The sequence below is a fragment of the Bacillus sp. BC08 genome (assembly GCF_054326875.1).
Genome location: NZ_JBTGPA010000035.1, coordinates 198,122 through 215,326, shown reverse-complemented (window position 1 = coordinate 215,326; position 17,205 = coordinate 198,122). Strand labels below are relative to the sequence as shown.

19 protein-coding genes and 1 other annotated feature are annotated in these 17,205 nt (G+C 38.0%); of the genes, 5 read left to right on the top strand and 14 right to left on the bottom strand.

Annotated elements, in window-relative coordinates; genetic code table 11:
* Window positions 1-198: 198 nt before the first annotated feature.
* The 5 genes from ACXVYO_RS19185 to ACXVYO_RS19165 form a co-directional block, all read right to left on the bottom strand.
* On the bottom strand, window positions 199-396 hold the full coding sequence (locus tag ACXVYO_RS19185) for an alpha/beta-type small acid-soluble spore protein (RefSeq protein WP_000091640.1): 198 nt from the start codon (window positions 394-396) through the stop codon (window positions 199-201).
* Window positions 397-476: 80 nt separating this feature from the next.
* Window positions 477-1,691 carry a tRNA uracil 4-sulfurtransferase ThiI gene (gene thiI, locus ACXVYO_RS19180; RefSeq protein ID WP_458468223.1) on the bottom strand — a complete coding sequence of 405 codons (1,215 nt, stop codon included), beginning with the start codon at window positions 1,689-1,691 and terminating at the stop codon, window positions 477-479.
* A gap of 6 nt (window positions 1,692-1,697) precedes the next feature.
* Window positions 1,698-2,840 carry a cysteine desulfurase family protein gene (locus ACXVYO_RS19175; protein ID WP_458468222.1) on the bottom strand — a complete coding sequence of 381 codons (1,143 nt, stop codon included), beginning with the start codon at window positions 2,838-2,840 and terminating at the stop codon, window positions 1,698-1,700.
* A 215-nt stretch (window positions 2,841-3,055) separates the two neighbouring features.
* Window positions 3,056-4,768 (bottom strand): septation ring formation regulator EzrA, encoded by a 1,713-nt coding sequence (ezrA, locus tag ACXVYO_RS19170; protein ID WP_458468221.1) that lies wholly within the window; start codon window positions 4,766-4,768, stop codon window positions 3,056-3,058.
* Between the two features lie 207 nt (window positions 4,769-4,975).
* Window positions 4,976-5,818 (bottom strand): LysR family transcriptional regulator, encoded by an 843-nt coding sequence (locus ACXVYO_RS19165; RefSeq protein WP_458468220.1) that lies wholly within the window; start codon window positions 5,816-5,818, stop codon window positions 4,976-4,978.
* A 124-nt stretch (window positions 5,819-5,942) separates the two neighbouring features.
* Between ACXVYO_RS19165 and ACXVYO_RS19160 the strand changes: the two genes are divergently transcribed.
* On the top strand, window positions 5,943-6,887 hold the full coding sequence (locus tag ACXVYO_RS19160; RefSeq protein ID WP_458468219.1) for a DMT family transporter: 945 nt from the start codon (window positions 5,943-5,945) through the stop codon (window positions 6,885-6,887).
* 11 nt (window positions 6,888-6,898) lie between these two features.
* On the opposite strand, the gene refZ is transcribed toward ACXVYO_RS19160, so the two are convergent.
* The gene (refZ, locus tag ACXVYO_RS19155; protein WP_458468218.1) at window positions 6,899-7,537 is read right to left on the bottom strand and encodes a forespore capture DNA-binding protein RefZ; all 639 of its coding nucleotides are present in this window, start codon (window positions 7,535-7,537) and stop codon (window positions 6,899-6,901) included.
* A gap of 147 nt (window positions 7,538-7,684) precedes the next feature.
* Here refZ and ACXVYO_RS19150 point away from each other — a divergent pair, with 147 nt between their 5' ends.
* Window positions 7,685-8,164, top strand: a complete 480-nt coding sequence (locus tag ACXVYO_RS19150; protein WP_458468217.1) for a GAF domain-containing protein — start codon at window positions 7,685-7,687, stop codon at window positions 8,162-8,164.
* 62 nt (window positions 8,165-8,226) lie between these two features.
* Here ACXVYO_RS19150 and megL read toward each other — a convergent pair whose 3' ends face one another.
* Complete coding sequence (gene megL / locus ACXVYO_RS19145) at window positions 8,227-9,402, bottom strand: methionine gamma-lyase (RefSeq protein WP_458468216.1); 1,176 nt, start codon at window positions 9,400-9,402, stop codon at window positions 8,227-8,229.
* 398 nt (window positions 9,403-9,800) lie between these two features.
* On the opposite strand from megL, the gene rpsD reads away from it, so the two are divergent.
* Window positions 9,801-10,403 (top strand): 30S ribosomal protein S4, encoded by a 603-nt coding sequence (rpsD, locus tag ACXVYO_RS19140; RefSeq protein WP_000135322.1) that lies wholly within the window; start codon window positions 9,801-9,803, stop codon window positions 10,401-10,403.
* 54 nt (window positions 10,404-10,457) lie between these two features.
* Here the strand turns inward: rpsD and ACXVYO_RS19135 are convergent, their stop codons facing one another.
* Complete coding sequence (locus ACXVYO_RS19135) at window positions 10,458-10,586, bottom strand: hypothetical protein (protein WP_053514539.1); 129 nt, start codon at window positions 10,584-10,586, stop codon at window positions 10,458-10,460.
* 150 nt (window positions 10,587-10,736) lie between these two features.
* Between ACXVYO_RS19135 and ACXVYO_RS19130 the strand changes: the two genes are divergently transcribed.
* On the top strand, window positions 10,737-11,039 hold the full coding sequence (locus ACXVYO_RS19130; protein ID WP_458468215.1) for a YjdJ family protein: 303 nt from the start codon (window positions 10,737-10,739) through the stop codon (window positions 11,037-11,039).
* Between the two features lie 78 nt (window positions 11,040-11,117).
* Here the strand turns inward: ACXVYO_RS19130 and tyrS are convergent, their stop codons facing one another.
* The 6 genes from tyrS to acsA all read right to left on the bottom strand — a co-directional run bounded on the left by tyrS (window position 11,118) and on the right by acsA (window position 16,391).
* Complete coding sequence (gene tyrS, locus ACXVYO_RS19125) at window positions 11,118-12,374, bottom strand: tyrosine--tRNA ligase (protein ID WP_000512075.1); 1,257 nt, start codon at window positions 12,372-12,374, stop codon at window positions 11,118-11,120.
* Window positions 12,375-12,444: 70 nt separating this feature from the next.
* Window positions 12,445-12,673: a binding site (T-box leader), on the bottom strand.
* 77 nt (window positions 12,674-12,750) lie between these two features.
* Window positions 12,751-12,996, bottom strand: a complete 246-nt coding sequence (locus ACXVYO_RS19120; RefSeq protein WP_098015308.1) for a hypothetical protein — start codon at window positions 12,994-12,996, stop codon at window positions 12,751-12,753.
* Entirely contained in the window at window positions 12,977-13,522 is a 546-nt protein-coding gene (locus ACXVYO_RS19115; RefSeq protein WP_458468214.1) for an RNA polymerase sigma factor, read from the bottom strand. The genes ACXVYO_RS19120 and ACXVYO_RS19115 overlap by 20 nt, the downstream gene beginning before the upstream one ends.
* Complete coding sequence (locus ACXVYO_RS19110) at window positions 13,503-13,958, bottom strand: hypothetical protein (protein WP_132130961.1); 456 nt, start codon at window positions 13,956-13,958, stop codon at window positions 13,503-13,505. The genes ACXVYO_RS19115 and ACXVYO_RS19110 overlap by 20 nt, the downstream gene beginning before the upstream one ends.
* Before the next feature lie 66 nt (window positions 13,959-14,024).
* Window positions 14,025-14,582 carry a maltose acetyltransferase domain-containing protein gene (locus ACXVYO_RS19105; protein ID WP_000845594.1) on the bottom strand — a complete coding sequence of 186 codons (558 nt, stop codon included), beginning with the start codon at window positions 14,580-14,582 and terminating at the stop codon, window positions 14,025-14,027.
* Window positions 14,583-14,672: 90 nt separating this feature from the next.
* Entirely contained in the window at window positions 14,673-16,391 is a 1,719-nt protein-coding gene (gene acsA / locus ACXVYO_RS19100) for an acetate--CoA ligase (protein WP_016130337.1), read from the bottom strand.
* Window positions 16,392-16,567: 176 nt separating this feature from the next.
* Here acsA and acuA point away from each other — a divergent pair, with 176 nt between their 5' ends.
* Window positions 16,568-17,200, top strand: coding sequence for an acetoin utilization protein acetyltransferase AcuA (gene acuA / locus ACXVYO_RS19095; RefSeq protein WP_061680131.1), 633 nt, complete (start codon window positions 16,568-16,570; stop codon window positions 17,198-17,200).
* Window positions 17,201-17,205 lie beyond the last annotated feature (5 nt).

The following is a 17,205-nucleotide window of genomic DNA, read 5'->3' as shown; positions in this document are numbered from 1 at the left end:
GAAATAAAGTGAAACTTTAATCAGCCCTCACCAATCGGACTTTTATGGGCAGCCCGACCCTCACCTAATTTCTTTGCTTTCGCTGAATTTTGAGATGAGGGTCTTACTGCCCATTAAAGCGGGATAAACGTATAACGGTGCAAACAACAAAAAGAAAGAGCGGGAGAACCCGCTCTTTCTAAGCCATCTTATATGGGATTATTTTTGGTAACCGCCTAATTGTTGCTCAGCTAGTGAAACTAGACGTTTAGTGATTTCACCACCAACAGAACCGTTAGCGCGAGCTGTTGCATCTGCTCCAAGTTGAACACCAAACTCTTGAGCGATTTCGTATTTCATTTGGTCTAATGCTGATTCAGCACCAGGAACCGCTAATTTATTTGTGCTACGTGACATGTTATATCACCTCCTTGTGAGTATAGAGTGTGATAAATAACATGACTTCATACACGTTTTAGATATGGTAATTTATGGTTTTAGAAAAGTTCTTCGAATTTTTCTTCTTCCGCCACTACTTCTACTGTTTGTAATACCATTGTTTCCTTATTCGCTACAGCTTCATCGATTAATGGCATGAAATCGTATTTCGCTTCAAAACGATTCGCTTTTTCACGCTTCGGCTTCGTCGCTGGGCTTGCTGGTGTGAATACTGTACAGCAATCTTCATACGGACGAATTGAAATATCATATGTGCCGATTTCTTCAGCGATTTTAATAATTTCTAATTTATCCATCGTAATAAGTGGACGAATAACCGGATAGTTTGTTACTTCGTTAATCGTATGCATACTATCTAATGTTTGGCTTGCTACTTGTCCAAGGCTTTCACCCGTCGTGATTGCAAGTGCATTACGCTCCTCTGCGATACGCTCTGTAATACGCATCATCATACGACGCATAACTGTCATTGAATAGCTAGATGGAATTTCTTTATTAATCGTTTTTTGCACGTCTGTAAATGGAACAAGGTGAAGCGTTACACGTTTACAGTACTTCGTTAACTCTTGTGCTAAATCGATTACTTTTTGTTTTGCACGCTCACTTGTGAAAGGTGGGCTATGGAAGTGAACTGCTTCCACAGACACGCCGCGTTTCATCGTTAAGTACGTTGCTACTGGGCTATCGATACCACCAGAAAGAAGTACCATTACTTTTCCGCCAACGCCAACTGGTAAACCGCCAGCTCCCATATGCTCACCGCACATAATATATGTGTAACCACTGCGAATTTCTATACGTACATTCACATCTGGATTATGAACATCTACTGTGATATCCTCTGTGTTTTCTAAAATGTGTCCACCGATTTCTGGAAGTAACTCCATCGTCTTCATCGGGAAGCGTTTATCAGAACGGTGCACTGTAATTTTAAATGTTTTCACATCGCCTTTTACTTGTAAGAAAGCTGCTAATGCACCTTTTTTAATATCTTCTAATTCTGATGGTACTTTCATCGCTAAGTTAAATTTATGAATACCAAATACATCTTTCAATCTTTCAGAAATTGCTTCATGGTCTTCACCATTTAATTGGATGTACATACGATCATGTGTTGCATCAATTTTAATATTTGGGAACTTTTTCAGTTTGAACTTTACGTTATCTTTTAATGTGCTTACAAATTTAGAACGGTTCTTACCTTTAGTCGTCATCTCTCCATAACGAACTAAAATATATTCATATGTCATCATATTTCTTTACCTCATCACTTCATATAATTTTGGCATCGTCTCTTTCACAATACCTTCAAATTGCTTTACTTCTTCCATCGTGTTTTCTGGTGCCAAACTAATGCGAATAGCACTTGCAGCAGCGGCATGCGGTACTCCCATTGACACTAACACTCTGCTCACTTCATTTGCTTTTGAAGAACAAGCAGATTTCGTCGATACATATACACCGTGCTCTTCTAAAGCATGAACGACCACTTCTGGTTTTAAACCAACAAATGATATATTTAAAATGTGTGGTGCTGCATAGGCAAGCGACGTATTGATCGTTACATCTTCCATCTCTTTGAAGAAACGGACAAGCTCTGTTTGTAAATTGTGCAAATGAGCTATCTTTTCTTTCACTTGTTCCATTGTCATGCGAAGTGCTTTCACCATCGCTACAATGCCAGGTAAATTTTCTGTACCAGAGCGATACTTAAGCTCTTGTTGACCACCTGATAAAATTGGATCTAACCTTACGCCATCACGCACATAAAGAAGACCCGTTCCTTTTACACTGTGGAATTTATGTCCAGATATTGAGCAAAGATCAATATGAGAAGCATATAAATCAACCGGTACTTTTCCTATCCCTTGTACATGATCCACATGGAATCTTATTTTCGGATAGTTCGATAATAACGTTCCAATTTCAGCAACAGGCTGAATTGCTCCAGTCTCGTTGTTCACGTGAATAATTGACACAAGAATCGTATCTTCACGAAGTGCTCGTTTTACATCCTCTACCGATACAACACCATGCTCATTAACCGGTAAATATGTTACATCAAAACCGAGATCTTCTAATTGTTTATATGCTTCAAACACAGACGCGTGTTCAATATTTGTTGTAATGATATGTTTACCGCGCGAACGATTCCTCATCGCTATTCCTTTAATCGCAAGGTTATTCCCTTCCGTTCCACCTGATGTGAAAATAATCTCAGAAGGTTTAACGTGAAGAAGCTGCGCTGCAATCGTTCTTGATTGTGTTAATAGACGCTCTGCCTCTCCTCCAAGCGAATGAATAGAAGAAGGGTTTCCAAAATATTTTCCAGCAACCGTTACGTACGATTGAAGGGCTTCTGGATATGGCTTCGTCGTCGCACTATTATCAAAATAGATCATCGTTCTTCCCCTTTCAGCGCTATCACATCATATAATCATATCACAAATACGTGTAATTACGCTAAGACTACTCAAAGGTTCCATTTTATCCCGATTGTGAAGGCCGATAACTAGTGAGGATCCCCTTTCACTTTACCTTAAAACGAATAACCTTACTGTATTCCGCTATTCATTATAGCAACATCGCCTGCAAAATTACACAAAAAAACAAACCCTTATGAAAGGGTTTGTTCGTTGTCTACATATTCAGCTATTTTTTGAACAACGCCAGGTTCAAGTTGCTCTAGTACAGAAGCCGCTTGTTCTAAAGCTGCATCGTATTGATATTCACGGAATAATTTCTCCGCATAATTTAAGCTCTCTGCAAGGTTCTCATCATGACTGCGGTAACGATTACCGTATTGAATTAATTTTTCAACTAAATACGCTTGTCCAATTAACTCTTCTGTCATTTCAGCTACACCATTAACAGTTGTGTACGCTTCTTCTAAACTGCTATTTACAGCGTTCATATTTAACGGTTTCACTTCTAACTGTTCATATACAGCTTGCATTGCCATTTGTCCTCTTTTTAAATCTTCCATAATGCTTTCTGGAAGACCTGGTAAATTCGACTTTTGCATAAAACGTTTCGTTTCAAAAATGATATTTCGCATTTCTTGCAACTTCTCACGCGCTTCAAATTCCTCTTTACGCATCGTTTGCAGCATTTCTTTATATTCTGCATGAAGTACTTTTAACGTTTCACATTGCTCATAAACCTCTTCCAGTTCCTCACGAATAATAGAGAAGGCAATATCTTGTTCCGCAACGCGTAATTGCAGCATTTCAAAACGTTTCGTTAAAATATGCATTTGCTTTTCAATTACTTTTTGAGACTCAATGTCCTTATCTTGTAACTGATAACTTTGTTTCACAAGTTGTGTTTCTGCTTTTGTTTCAATCGTTTCAGCGCGAATTTCTTCTAAGTCTTCATAAACAGAAAGTGTTTTTTGCTCCACATAATGTCTCGCATGTACTTCTTGTTCTAGTTGATCATAGAAGCCATCTAAACGCGTTTTTAAGTTTTCTACTTTTTCAGCTGCTTCCGTTATATGAAGCTCCTGTATATCCATTAAACATGTATGTAGTTGTGTCGTCATATCACGAACTTCTTTAGGGACTTCCAAATACTCTAATACATAACCTTGTCTTACCATATCATTATGTCCGTGTAATAAATCTTCCAACTGAACTGGTAACGTCGCTTGACACTCTACCAATAAATCTGGAATTTGGTGAATAATGATTTCTAAGCTTGCCAAACCTTCTTCTAAACTAATAACAATTTCTCTCGCTTTTAAATAGTCACCATTATCTGTTGCCTCTTCAAAGCTTTTAAATTTATTAGATTCAGCGTCTAGCATCTCTTCGATTTTCTGTTCTGCTGCTCCATACATATGTCTATGAGCAAGAACACTCTTCTTCATACTACGATATGTATCACGTAACCCTTCAATTTCCGAGCTGTTTTTTTCATGGCTTTCTAACAATTGCTGTAATTCATTTAAAATGTCTGTAATACGATTATCAGCGTCATCTAAACCACTTATGGATTCATTCATCGCATGCTTTGCTTTTCGGAAGGAGAATTGCGAGGCGAATTTTCGCGCTTGCGCTAAATCTTTGTCTGCTTTCGGAAGGGTTGTTGATACAATCTCATCCCATTCTTCACGCCATTTACCAAACAGTTCTTCTGTTTGACCTGTCATATTTAAGTCTTTCACCCGTTTTAGTTCGTCTGCCACAGGTTTATCTTTTATCTCTTGTTTCCACTGCTCAAGTGCTTCAATATCTTTATATGAACGATTTCTTATCACAAGCTCTATCATGAGCAGCACTAGAATAGAGCTTACTACAATGATAACGATCGTCAGGATAGAATCCATGCAAAAAAGCCTCCTAGTTATATCTCTTTTTTTGTCCGTTCCGTTTATGAAATGGAAGGCATTATGTATAAAAAGGGAATTCCCCTATATTTAACAACTAACAATGTACTAATCATACCATGTAATGGCTTGTTTTTGACCTAGTTTTTTTTAAAATTTCATGTTTCTTTCAATGCAATTGTAATCTTTCTCAATCTTCTGTTTGGATTATCTCCCATCATCAAATGATTGTAATAACAGGTTCTCTTTCATATGGGATACGAAATAAATTTTGCGTGCAAGTGGTGGTTCAATAGAAATCGCATGCACATTCCCTTGCTTTACCGCTTGCTTTACTGACATTTCTGGAAGTAACGTAATACCAAGTCCCGCTCCGACCATCGCAAGCATCGGTTCTGCATAAGAAGTTTCAAATGCAATGATTGGTTTCGCACCTATCCCCTGAAACATATTCGTAATCATTTTCCTTACATCACAGATTTCTGGGTATACGATTAACTTTTCATTTTGCAATTCTTCCATTCGGATTACTGTTTTCTCTTTATAAAGATGATTATTTGAAACGACACAAACAATTTTTTCTTCTCGCATTTCTTTTATACACGTAGCGCCTTCTACTACTGAATCGACGAACATCGCTTCAATCTTCCGTTCTTTAAAGAGTCCCATTAGTACTTTCGTATGCTCAATTTTCCATTCTACTTCGAATCCTTCACCTAATACATCTTTACATTTTGATATGTAATGCGCTGCTAAACTTGGCAATATGCCCATAGAAATTTTCCGCTTCTCTTGAAAAGCCTTCATTTCGGCTTTCACTTCATATATGTGTTCCAAAATCGGTAACATTCTTGTTATAAATAACTCTCCAGCCTCTGTTAACTCCACTCCTTGCGCGGAACGCTTCAGTAAAATAACCTCTAAATCCGCTTCTAACCTTTGAATTTGCTTACTAAGCGCCGGTTGAGAAATATGTAAAAGCTTACTCGCCTTTGATAAACTGCGCGTATTCTTTACTTCAATAAACGATCGTACTGCCTCCAAATCCATCGTACACACCTCTAACAAAAAGTTATAACTGTTATAAAAAATCGATATTTCCTTCTATAAACAATTACTCTTTATACTTATTTCATCAACTTACTATAACGAAATATAAAGGGGAATGAAACTCTTGAACAAAAAACAAATGCTACTCGGATACCTCCTATGCCTACTTGCCGTAACGGCTTGGGGATTTATGTTTCCTGTCATGGCAAATGCCCTACAGTTTATCGATCCGTTCTTCTTCACAACTATCCGGTACGGATCAGCAGCTATAATTTTTCTTATTTTGCTATTCATTACTGAAGGAAAAACTTCACTCCGCTTAGAAAAAAGAACACTTTCGTTATTCTTTTACGGAACGGTCGGCTTCGCCGGATATGGTTTTCTCGTTTTTTACGGCCAACAACTCGCCGGACCTTCTGGAGCCATCCATGCCGCGATGATTCAGTCTCTTATGCCACTCATCGCTTTATTATTGCAGTGGATAACAAAAAATAAACGCCCACAAAACTACACATTCCTTTGTATGTTCATTGCATTGCTCGGTGTGATGCTTGTCATTTCAAAGGGAAATATTCACTTATTATTTGGAGCTGCCAGTCACCTCTCAACAAATATACTTATGCTGTGCGGCGTTACTTGCTGGGTCATTTACACGAACGGTGGTGCTCGTTTTCAATCTTGGTCACCACTCAGATATACGACGTTAACTTGTTTATTCGGCTCGATTTCGCTCATCGTTATCGTCACTTTCTTCACTTACACAAACGTCATTACTGTACCGTCACTACGTACCATTATGAACGTTCGTTTTGAACTCTTGTATATGTCGATTATTGCAGGTGTTATCGCTGTATTTTGCTGGAACACAGGAAATCGCTATATTTCATCTATTAACGGCATATTATTTATGAATTTAGTTCCTGTACTTGCACTTATCGGTTCCATCTTTCGAGGTTATACAGTCGACAAAATTGAAATTTCCGGAGCCGCTTTAACAATTATCGCGCTATTATGCAACAATATATGGCAAAGAAAAGAAAGCACAAAAATCCCCACCTCAGTTCGTTAGGTGGGGATTTTTCACATATGAACAGCTCTTGGCCATTCCTGATATATATTCGTTATACATAATGTTTGTTCCATCCATTGTTCAATTTCCTTCGTGTACATTTCTATGAAAAATGTCTCAGACGGAAAAGAATGCAGCACTTCTGATATATATTGCGGATATAAAAACGGCATATTCATCATGCCTTTTAATTGCGTCATAAACATTGTAAAAGATACCTTTTTGAATTCTTGCTTCATTTGTCCTTGCTTTATGATTTGCTCTATATAATATCTTTCTTTAGAAAAATAAATGGTCATCACTTCGCGAATTAATGTCGTATCCAGTGAAAGCTCTCGGTAGAAGAAACGTGTCAGTTCCCTATTTTCAAATTGATATCGTAAAATCCCACGCACCATTTGCACCATTACATCTTTAGCCGACAAATACTCTCTCTGTTCAAAGGACGTTTCAATCACATGAATATACCCTTCTAAAAAATCCGTAATAAGCTGCTCTAATAGGCCTTGCTTTCCAGAAAAATAATATGAAATATTCGCTACATTCACATCCGCTCGCTTTGCAATGTCTCGCACCGACGTTCCATCATAACCTTTCGTGTTAAACAACGATATTGCCGCATCAATTACTTTTTGTTTCGTCTGTTTCATGCGCTCACTTCCTCTCACTGAACAGCTATAGTGTAAATTTCTTGACTTTTAAGACAAATTCCTTTAATTTTCTATCGACAAAGTCATGTGAAATACATCGTATTTTGCTAATATTTTACACATCTCGATAAAAAAGGGGCTGTTTCCATGTTTACAAAAGAAAGTTATGCAGGTTCTCGTGAAGAGCAATACGAGACAGTAATTAAACAACTGGATGCATTATTAACTGGCGAATCAAACGTAATCGCAAACTTATCAAACGCGTCCGCATTATTAAACCAATTTTTAGATCGTGTGAATTGGGTTGGCTTTTATGTAACAGAAGGAAATCAGCTTGTTCTTGGACCATTCCAAGGAATGCCTGCTTGCGTGCGCATTCCATTTGGACGAGGCGTTTGCGGCGTTGCAGCTGAAACAAAAACAACGCAGCTTGTAGCAGACGTTCACCAATTCCCAGGACATATCGCTTGCGATAGTACTTCGAATTCAGAAATCGTTGTACCGATTGTGAAAGAAGAAACTGTCATTGGTGTACTAGATATTGATAGCCCTGAAAAAAATCGTTTTGATGAAGTAGATCAGCGCTATTTAGAAAAGTTTGTGGAAACACTCTTAAAACATCTTTAAAAAAGAAAAGAGCGAGTTATCGATTGCGTACATCACGTACGAAACCGATAGCTCACTCTTTTTTATTGATTCACAGTTGATATTTTCTTTAACGCCTGCTCTAAATCAGACACGATATCTTCCCATGATTCTAAACCAACAGATAAACGTATTAAATTATCATAAATGCCCATTTCTTGTCTTAGCTCAGCTGGAATCGCAGCGTGCGTCATCGTTGCCGGATGCTGAATTAACGTTTCTGTATCCCCTAAACTTACTGCAATTGTAATAAAGTGAAGGTCATTAATAAACGCTTGCGTCTCTTCTTTTCCGCCTTTTACTGAAAAAGAAATCACACCACCACCTCGTTTCATTTGGCGAGATGCTAACTCCCCTTCTGGATACCAAACACCTTCTACCGCATCATGATTTTTCAGGAACGATACAATTTTTTCGGCATTATCACAATGGCGGTCCATTCTTACCGCTAACGTCTTTAATCCGCGTAACAATAACCACGCATCAAACGGCGCCATAATACCGCCGATATCTTTTCGCATCGGGCGAATTTTTTCAGCTAACGCTTTCGTTTTACAAATCGTTACACCCGCCACTACATCGCCATGACCGCCAATATATTTTGTCGCACTATGCACAACTACGTCACAACCAAGCTCAAGCGGTCTTTGTAAATACGGTGAACAAAACGTATTATCAACAACGACAAGTAAGCCATTTCGCTTCGCAACCCGAATCACTTGTTTTAAATCGATTAATTTCATCGTTGGATTAATCGGTGTTTCAACGAAAATAACCTTTGTATTTGGACGGATTTTATTTTCGACATCATCCTCTGTCTCCATATCACAAAACGAATGCGTAATCATAAACTTCTCTTCTAATACTTCTAAAAAACCGTACGTGCACCCATATAATCCATTTGAACAAATAATATGATCTCCAGCTTTTAGAAAACCAATTAACGTTGCTGAAATAGCTGCCATACCGGATCCGAAAGCAAGAGCTTCTTCTCCGCCTTCTAACACCGCCATACGTTCTTCAAATAATTTTACGGTTGGATTTCCAAGTCTTGAGTAAATATAGGACGGATCCACTCCCGCAAAACTCGCCTCCCCTTGCTGCGCAGTCTCAAATGTAAAGGTAGACGTTTGAAATAAAGGTGGTGTTAAACTTCCTTTATGTTCCTCTGATGTATAACCGTGATGAATTAACGCTGTCTCCATATGCTTCTTTTTCATAAAAACATCCCCTTTTATGTTTTTATTACCGCATATTCATCAAAAAAATTAATGAACGTTTTTCACTACATTTTATGTAAGCGTTTTATTTGTGTTTCTATCACTTCTTTTATATCGTTTTAAATTCCTTCTTGTTAATTTCCAAAATTTATATGCATAAAACAAAAACGTACTCGCTTGACGAAACTCTGGGTAAAAGATATAATAGCGTTTGTGTAAAATAAAAAGGCAGCCTTGTAATGTGAGTTTATCGTTTGTATTTTGTTCCTCTACGGAGGTGTATCTCGTAACTCCCTGCTGCTGGAGCGAAGGTACATGAAAACAAAATGCCCGTAAATATCGATTACGTCTGTTTTTATTTTACGTAAATAAAAACATTTTTAAAGGAGGAGTCAACTATGGCTCGTTATACAGGTCCAGCTTGGAAACTGTCTCGTCGTCTTGGAATCTCTCTAAGCGGCACAGGAAAAGAATTAGAAAAACGCCCTTACGCACCAGGTCCTCACGGTCCTAACCAACGTAAGAAACTTTCAGAATACGGTTTACAATTACAAGAGAAACAAAAACTTCGTCACATGTACGGCATGACTGAGCGTCAATTCCGTCGCACATTTGACCAAGCAGGTAAAATGCCTGGTAAGCACGGCGAAAACTTCATGATCCTTCTTGAAGCTCGTCTTGACAACTTAGTTTACCGTATGGGCTTAGCTCGCACTCGTCGCGCAGCTCGCCAATTAGTAAACCACGGCCACATCACAGTTGATGGATCTCGCGTAGATATCCCATCTTACCGTGTAAAACCTGGTCAAACAATCAGCGTTCGCGAAAAATCTAACAGCCTTGTTGTTGTTAAAGAAGCGATCGAAGTTAACAACTTCGTACCAGAATACTTAACTTTCGATGCTGATAAATTAGAAGCTACTTACACTCGTCACGCTGAGCGTTCTGAGTTAGCAGCTGAAATCAACGAAGCATTAATCGTAGAGTTCTACTCTCGTTAATGACAAAAAGCCAATCCTGTGGATTGGCTTTTTTCGTTTATATATAAAATAAAATTATTTATTTTCCTCTTTTTGAACGTATACATAAGCATCTTTCTGCTCTTTATGTACATCCATCTTCGAATTCTCTGCAAGCTGACCCGCATTTAGCAAAGAAAAAATAATGAGCGCTTCTAGTGACATTTTCTTTTACCACTCCTTTCTATTTGTTATACATTTATCATACCGCTTACATGTGATTTCCGTATGAACTCGAAAAGGAGATTACAACAAAAAGGTTACAGGAATATGAATGCACGCTATAATAACCATTAAATAGGAGGTCGATTCATTTTGACAATAAATCAAATGGTTCAGTTAGGTAGTGCATGTATGCTGTTTATTACTTCCGCACTTATTAATTGGTATCAGGGGAGTAATTTGATAGATGATCCCGATGAATGGAAATATAGCGCTAAGTTTACGAATTACTTTAAAGGCACCGTTTCAAATTACGAAGATATTTATCAAATCGATTTCTTTATATATGCGGCAAAATTTTATCCAACAGCATTTGTTGTTATGCTCATTAGCTTATTTTATATGCTCGTATTAATTCTTCATATTCTATTTACAAGAACTCGTAAGGCAATCTAAATTTATACATAAAAACCCCGAATCATAGACTTTTCAGCCTACAATTCGGGGTACTATTTGTTTTATATTCGTTTCTGATTAGTAACGAATTAAGAAATATTTCTTTTTACCGCGGCGAATGATTGTGAATTTACCTTCGATGCGGTCATTTTCTGTTACAACGTAGTCTAATGCTTGTGTACGCTCACCGTTTACGTAGATTGCGCCGTTCGTTACATCTTCACGTGCTTGACGTTTTGATGGAGAGATTTTGCTTTCTACAAGTAAGTCGATTAATACTGTATCTTCTGCAGTACGTTCTACAGATGGTACGTCTTTGAATCCTTGCTCGATTTCGCTTGCAGTCAGTTCTGCTACAGAGCCGCTGAATAATGCAGCTGAAATTTTAATCGCTTGCTCTAATGCTTCTTCGCCGTGAACAAGTTTTGTCATTTCAGAACCTAACGCTTTTTGTGCTGCACGTTTTTCTGGTGCTTCAGCTACTTGCTTTTCAAGCTCAAGAATTTCTTCATGAGATAAGAATGTGAAGTATTTTAAGTATTTAACAACGTCACGGTCATCTGTGTTAATCCAGAATTGGTAGAACTCGTAAGGAGTTGTTTTCTCTGGGTCTAACCAAATTGCGCCGCCTTCTGTTTTACCAAACTTCGTACCGTCAGATTTTGTAACTAGTGGAATTGTTAAACCGAATGCTTTCGCATCTTCTTCTGATTTACGGATTAATTCAAGACCAGCTGTAATGTTACCCCATTGGTCACTACCACCGATTTGCAAGCGGCAATTATGGTTTTGGTATAAGTTCAAGAAGTCGTATGATTGTAAAATCATATAACTAAACTCAGTGAATGAAATACCAGTATCTAAACGAGATGCTACTGTATCTTTTGCTAACATATAGTTTAAACCGAAGTTTTTACCGATATCGCGTAAGAATGAAATGACATCTAAGTTACCAAGCCAATCATAGTTGTTAGCCATTGTTGCTGGGTTGTCCACGTTTTCAAACTCTAAGAAGTTTGAAAGTTGGTTTTTAATGCTTTCTGTGTAGTAAGCAACTGTATCTTTCGTATTTAATGTACGCTCTGCTTTTTTACCACTTGGATCACCGATCATACCAGTACCACCGCCAACAAGTGCGATTGGTTGGTGACCAGCTAATTGGAAACGACGTAACATTAATACTGGTAACATATGACCGATGTGTAAGCTATCCGCTGTCGGGTCGAAACCACAGTATAATTTAACGCTTTCTTTTTCTAATAATTGTTCAAGTCCCTCAGCGTCTGTTTGCTGATTAATTAGACCGCGAAATTCAAGATCTTGTAAAATACCCATATCCTACATACTCTCCTTTAAGTTCATTACTGGCGTGAAGGTTGAAAACATAAAAAAATCGCCCCTTGAAATAAGGGACGATTTTGATTATCGCGTTACCACCCTAGTTGCAGGCCAAAAAAGCCTACCACCTTATTTACATAACGGCTTAGCACCGTCTTTTCCCTTTTGAATACAATTCAATCGAAAAAAGATGCTCTAGGGGCGTAATTCGCGATCATCTATGTGCTGATTTTCACCGGCCATCAGCTCTCTAAAACAGGGAAATGATCACTACTTCTCCCTTTCCACGCTCAATTATTCATATACTTTTCTTTATACCATCATTTATATAGGCGTGTCAAATAGAGGTAGGTGTTCTCTCCTTGCCAATCCTTTACAACGTCACAAAGAGTATCGTAATTAGAGAAAGAATTGGAACCCCCACTAATAACGATACATGAAACACAACCGATAAATCATTCCCAATCGTCGCCTCCACAGGATCTTTCGCTGGAGAACCAAGAAATCTGATCAATCGATCGAAACGACTTACCGTTTTTGGAAAATCTGGTATTTCTACATGATCACTATCTAAATGCTGCTTTAATTTATATTCACTCTTAAAGGGATTTTCGCTCAATTTCATCCACCTCCAGCAATTGTTTCAATTTCTTTATCCCGTTATGGAGTCTCGATTTCACTGTTCCAATCGGAATGTTTAATACCTCCGCAATCTCTTTTTGCTGCATATCATGATAATAAGAAAGAATAAGGACAGCTCTTTGCTCTTCCGGAACTTTCAAAATTGCTTCTCTTACTGTGAGCCGATCTTCGTGAGAAAATTCTTTTTCCTGAATCGGCACTAAAAATGGTAAAAGCGTACGCCACTTTTTTCTTCTATTTAATTTATTAATCATAAGACGATAACCAATTTGAAATAAATACGTTTTTATTTTGCCTTTTTCAGGTTCATACATATGTTTCTTACGCTCTAGCGTCAAAAATGTATCTTGCACGAGATCGATACTTAATTGTTCATCTCGGTTAAATCGATACAAAAATGTGTATAGCGCTGGTTTGATTAAAACATATAGTTTTTCTCCTGCCTGTTTATCTCCACTTTGATACGCAAGCATGAGTTCCTCCTCACTCCCAATCTGCGCCATGATTTTTGATCTCCTTTATTCCTTTTAACGTTAATGAAATCCGGGAAATTAAATAGCAACTCGCGACAATAATCCATACTTGTGATTGATTCGTAAAAAATTGAACATACGGGTTTTGAATTGTCTGTCCGGTTGAAACTAAAATATTTAATACTTGCACACATATACATGCATACACTGCCAGACAAGCCGAAATCGTATCAAATACATTCCAGCGAAAATACACTTTTGTTTTTGTAAAATCAATTTTATATCCTTTTTTCCGTACTATATGTTTTCTATCAAACGGAATAATGATGGAAAACATAACAATCATCATAACCCCAGCTGTAATCATTGATACTTTAAATCCAATTGGCATCGGTAATAGCAAACCACAAGAAAATACGACTATAATTCCAAGTAAAGCAAAAGTAAGAAGTAATTTATTAGACATAAAAAAGCCTCCCTCATCTATTCTTTCATAAATGTATACAGACGAGGAAGGCACTTCGTTCAAATATTATTTTATTTTTTTAATAATCTTTGCAGGATTTCCGCCAACTACTACATTATCCGGCACATCTTTCGTTACGACGGCGCCAGATGCGATTACCGCGTTGTCTCCGATTGTGACACCAGGATTAATAATCGCTCTTCCGCCAATCCATACGTTATCACCAATTGTAACTGGTTTTCCATATTCTGATCCGCTTATGCGCTCTACTGGGTCAAGCGGGTGTGTTGCTGTATAAATGTGAACACCTGGAGCTAACATACAGTTCACTCCGATTGTCACCGGGCATACATCTAAAATTGTACAATCAAAGTTCGCGTAAAAATTTTCACCAACGTGAATGTTATAACCGTAATCACATCTGAAAGAAGATTCAAGATGAATGTTATCTCCTGTCGTTCCGAATAGTTCTTTTACGATTTCGCTACGCTCTTTTAATTGTACTTCTGGCGTTTCATTTAATTTTCTCGTTAGTATACGAGCTTGCTCCCTCTCTTGAACCAAAACAGGATCAGCTGGTATGTACATTTCCCCTAGTATCATCTTTTCTTTTTCTGTTTTCATTTCCTTCTCCCCTTTAACTCGTATGTATAAGTTTATGATACCATAAAAAAAGAAAGGTCTGAACATATTACTTGTTCAGACCTTCCTCTCTTAATCTTCCATCGTTGATAAGTCACCTGTTGGTAAGTTTAATTCCCACGCTTTTAATACGCGGCGCATAATTTTACCACTTCTCGTTTTTGGTAATTTATCTCTAAATTCAATTTGTCTTGGCGCTGCATGAGCTGCTAGGCCTTTCTTTACAAATTGACGAATTTCTTCTTTTAATTCATCAGATGGCTCGTATCCTGCTCGAAGCGCGATAAATGCTTTAATGATTTCGCCGCGCACTGGATCAGGAATACCAATTACACCAGCCTCTGCAACAGCAGCATGCTCGATTAATTTGCTTTCTACTTCAAACGGACCAACGCGCTCACCTGATGTCATAATTACATCATCAATACGCCCTTGGAACCAGAAGTATCCATCTTCATCCATATAAGCAGAGTCACCAGATACGTACCAATCTCCCGGCATAAAGTAAGATTCATACTTTTGCTGATTATTCCAGATTCCACGCATCATCGCTGGCCAACCTTTACCAATCGCTAAGTTACCCATTGTGTATGGAGGTACTTCATTTCCTTCATTATCAACAATCGCTGCTTTCACACCTGGAATTGGTTTACCCATTGAACCTGGACGAATTTCCATACAAGGGTAGTTACAAATAACTTGTCCACCTGTTTCTGTCATCCACCACGTATCATGAATACGCAGTCCAAATGCGTTCATACCCCAGCGAATTACTTCTGGATTTAACGGTTCACCAACGCTTAATACGTGACGAACTTGTGATAAATCATATTTTTTAATTGCGTCTTGTCCAGCTCCCATTAACATACGGAACGCTGTTGGCGCACTGTACCAAACTGTTACACCGTAATCTTGTAGTGCTTCATACCACGCTTCTGGACTAAAGCGGCCACCTAAAACAACATTTGATGCCCCAACTAACCACGGTGCGAAAATACCGTAAGCTGTTCCAGTTACCCAGCCTGGGTCAGCTGTACACCAATATACATCGTCTTCTTTTAAATCTAATACCCATTTCGCCGTTTGATGGTGCTGCACCATTGCATTTTGCGCATGAAGCACACCTTTCGGCTTACCAGTAGAACCAGACGTGTAATGTAGAATTAAACCGTCTTCACGGCCTAACCATTCAATATGTAATTCTTTTGAAGCTTGTTCAAATAAAGGATTAAACGCTACCGTTTTACCGCCTTCTTCTACATTATCTCCAACAAGGAAGACTGTTTTTAAAGCTGGTAAATCATTTAATGGTACGCGCTCTAACAATTCAGGCGTTGTAATTAACACCTTTGCTTCGCTATCTTCTAAACGATCGCGAACTGCGCCTTCCATAAATGCTTCAAATAGCGGACCAACGATTGCCCCTAATTTCACTGCACCAAGAAGTGCGAAATATAATTCTGGAGAACGCGGCATAAAAATAAAAACGCGATCGCCTTTTTCTACATCGCCATAATTTTTCAGGACGTTTCCTGCTTTATTAGAAAAATCCTTCATTTCCTTAAATGTATACTTCTCTTTTCGCGATCCATCTTGATAATAAAGGGCTACTTTATTTTTACGATCGGATTTCGCATGCTTGTCAATTGCCTCATACGCCATATTTACTCGGCCTGTCTCATTCCAAGTAAAGTTTTTATTAACCTCTTCCCAGTTAAAATTCGCGTATGCCTCATCATAATTCGGCAAATTATTTTCTCCTTTAATGACAGGAAGCGTTTCTACTTTCATACTTTACATCCCCCTCCTATGTATTCTATTATCTATTATAATAACATTATTTAAAATTTTCAGTATATTTGTTGATTTTTAGACAAATTTTTAATGACAAATTTCGATTCACATCGCATATATTATAAAGTACGATATGAATAGATTCACAAACCCTCAAGGTGGTGAGCAATACATTGATTCATAAAAAAATATATAATGCTAGAAACTTAAAAACAGCGAAAGGCACTTTAATTATTGAAGGTCCTGTCTCTACACATAACTTAGAAATGTATGAATTTCATCCAGATTTAATTGCGTTTCGTCCTGCCGAGCAGCAATATAAAGCAATTGTCGAAATTTCTAAATTACCAGAAGCTCGTCTCATTATTGCTAGACATGACCAAACGATTGTTGGATATGTTACATACTTGTATCCTGATCCACTCGAACGATGGTCAGAAGGAAAGATAGAAAACTTAATTGAACTCGGGGCGATTGAAGTTGTCCCTGCCTTCCGCGGTTGCGCTGTCGGAAAGAACTTATTAGAAGTTTCAATGATGGACGACCATATGGAAGATTACATTATATTGACGACTGAATATTATTGGCACTGGGATTTAAAACAAACAGGCTTAAATGTTTGGGAGTACCGAAAAGTAATGGAAAAAATGATGAATGCTGGTGGCTTACAATGGATGGCTACAGATGATCCTGAAATTTGTTCGCATCCTGCTAACTGTTTAATGGTCCGCATCGGTAAACGCGTTGATACGGATTCTATTCAAGCATTTGATCGTCTACGTTTTCACAATCGTTTTATGTATTAATAAAG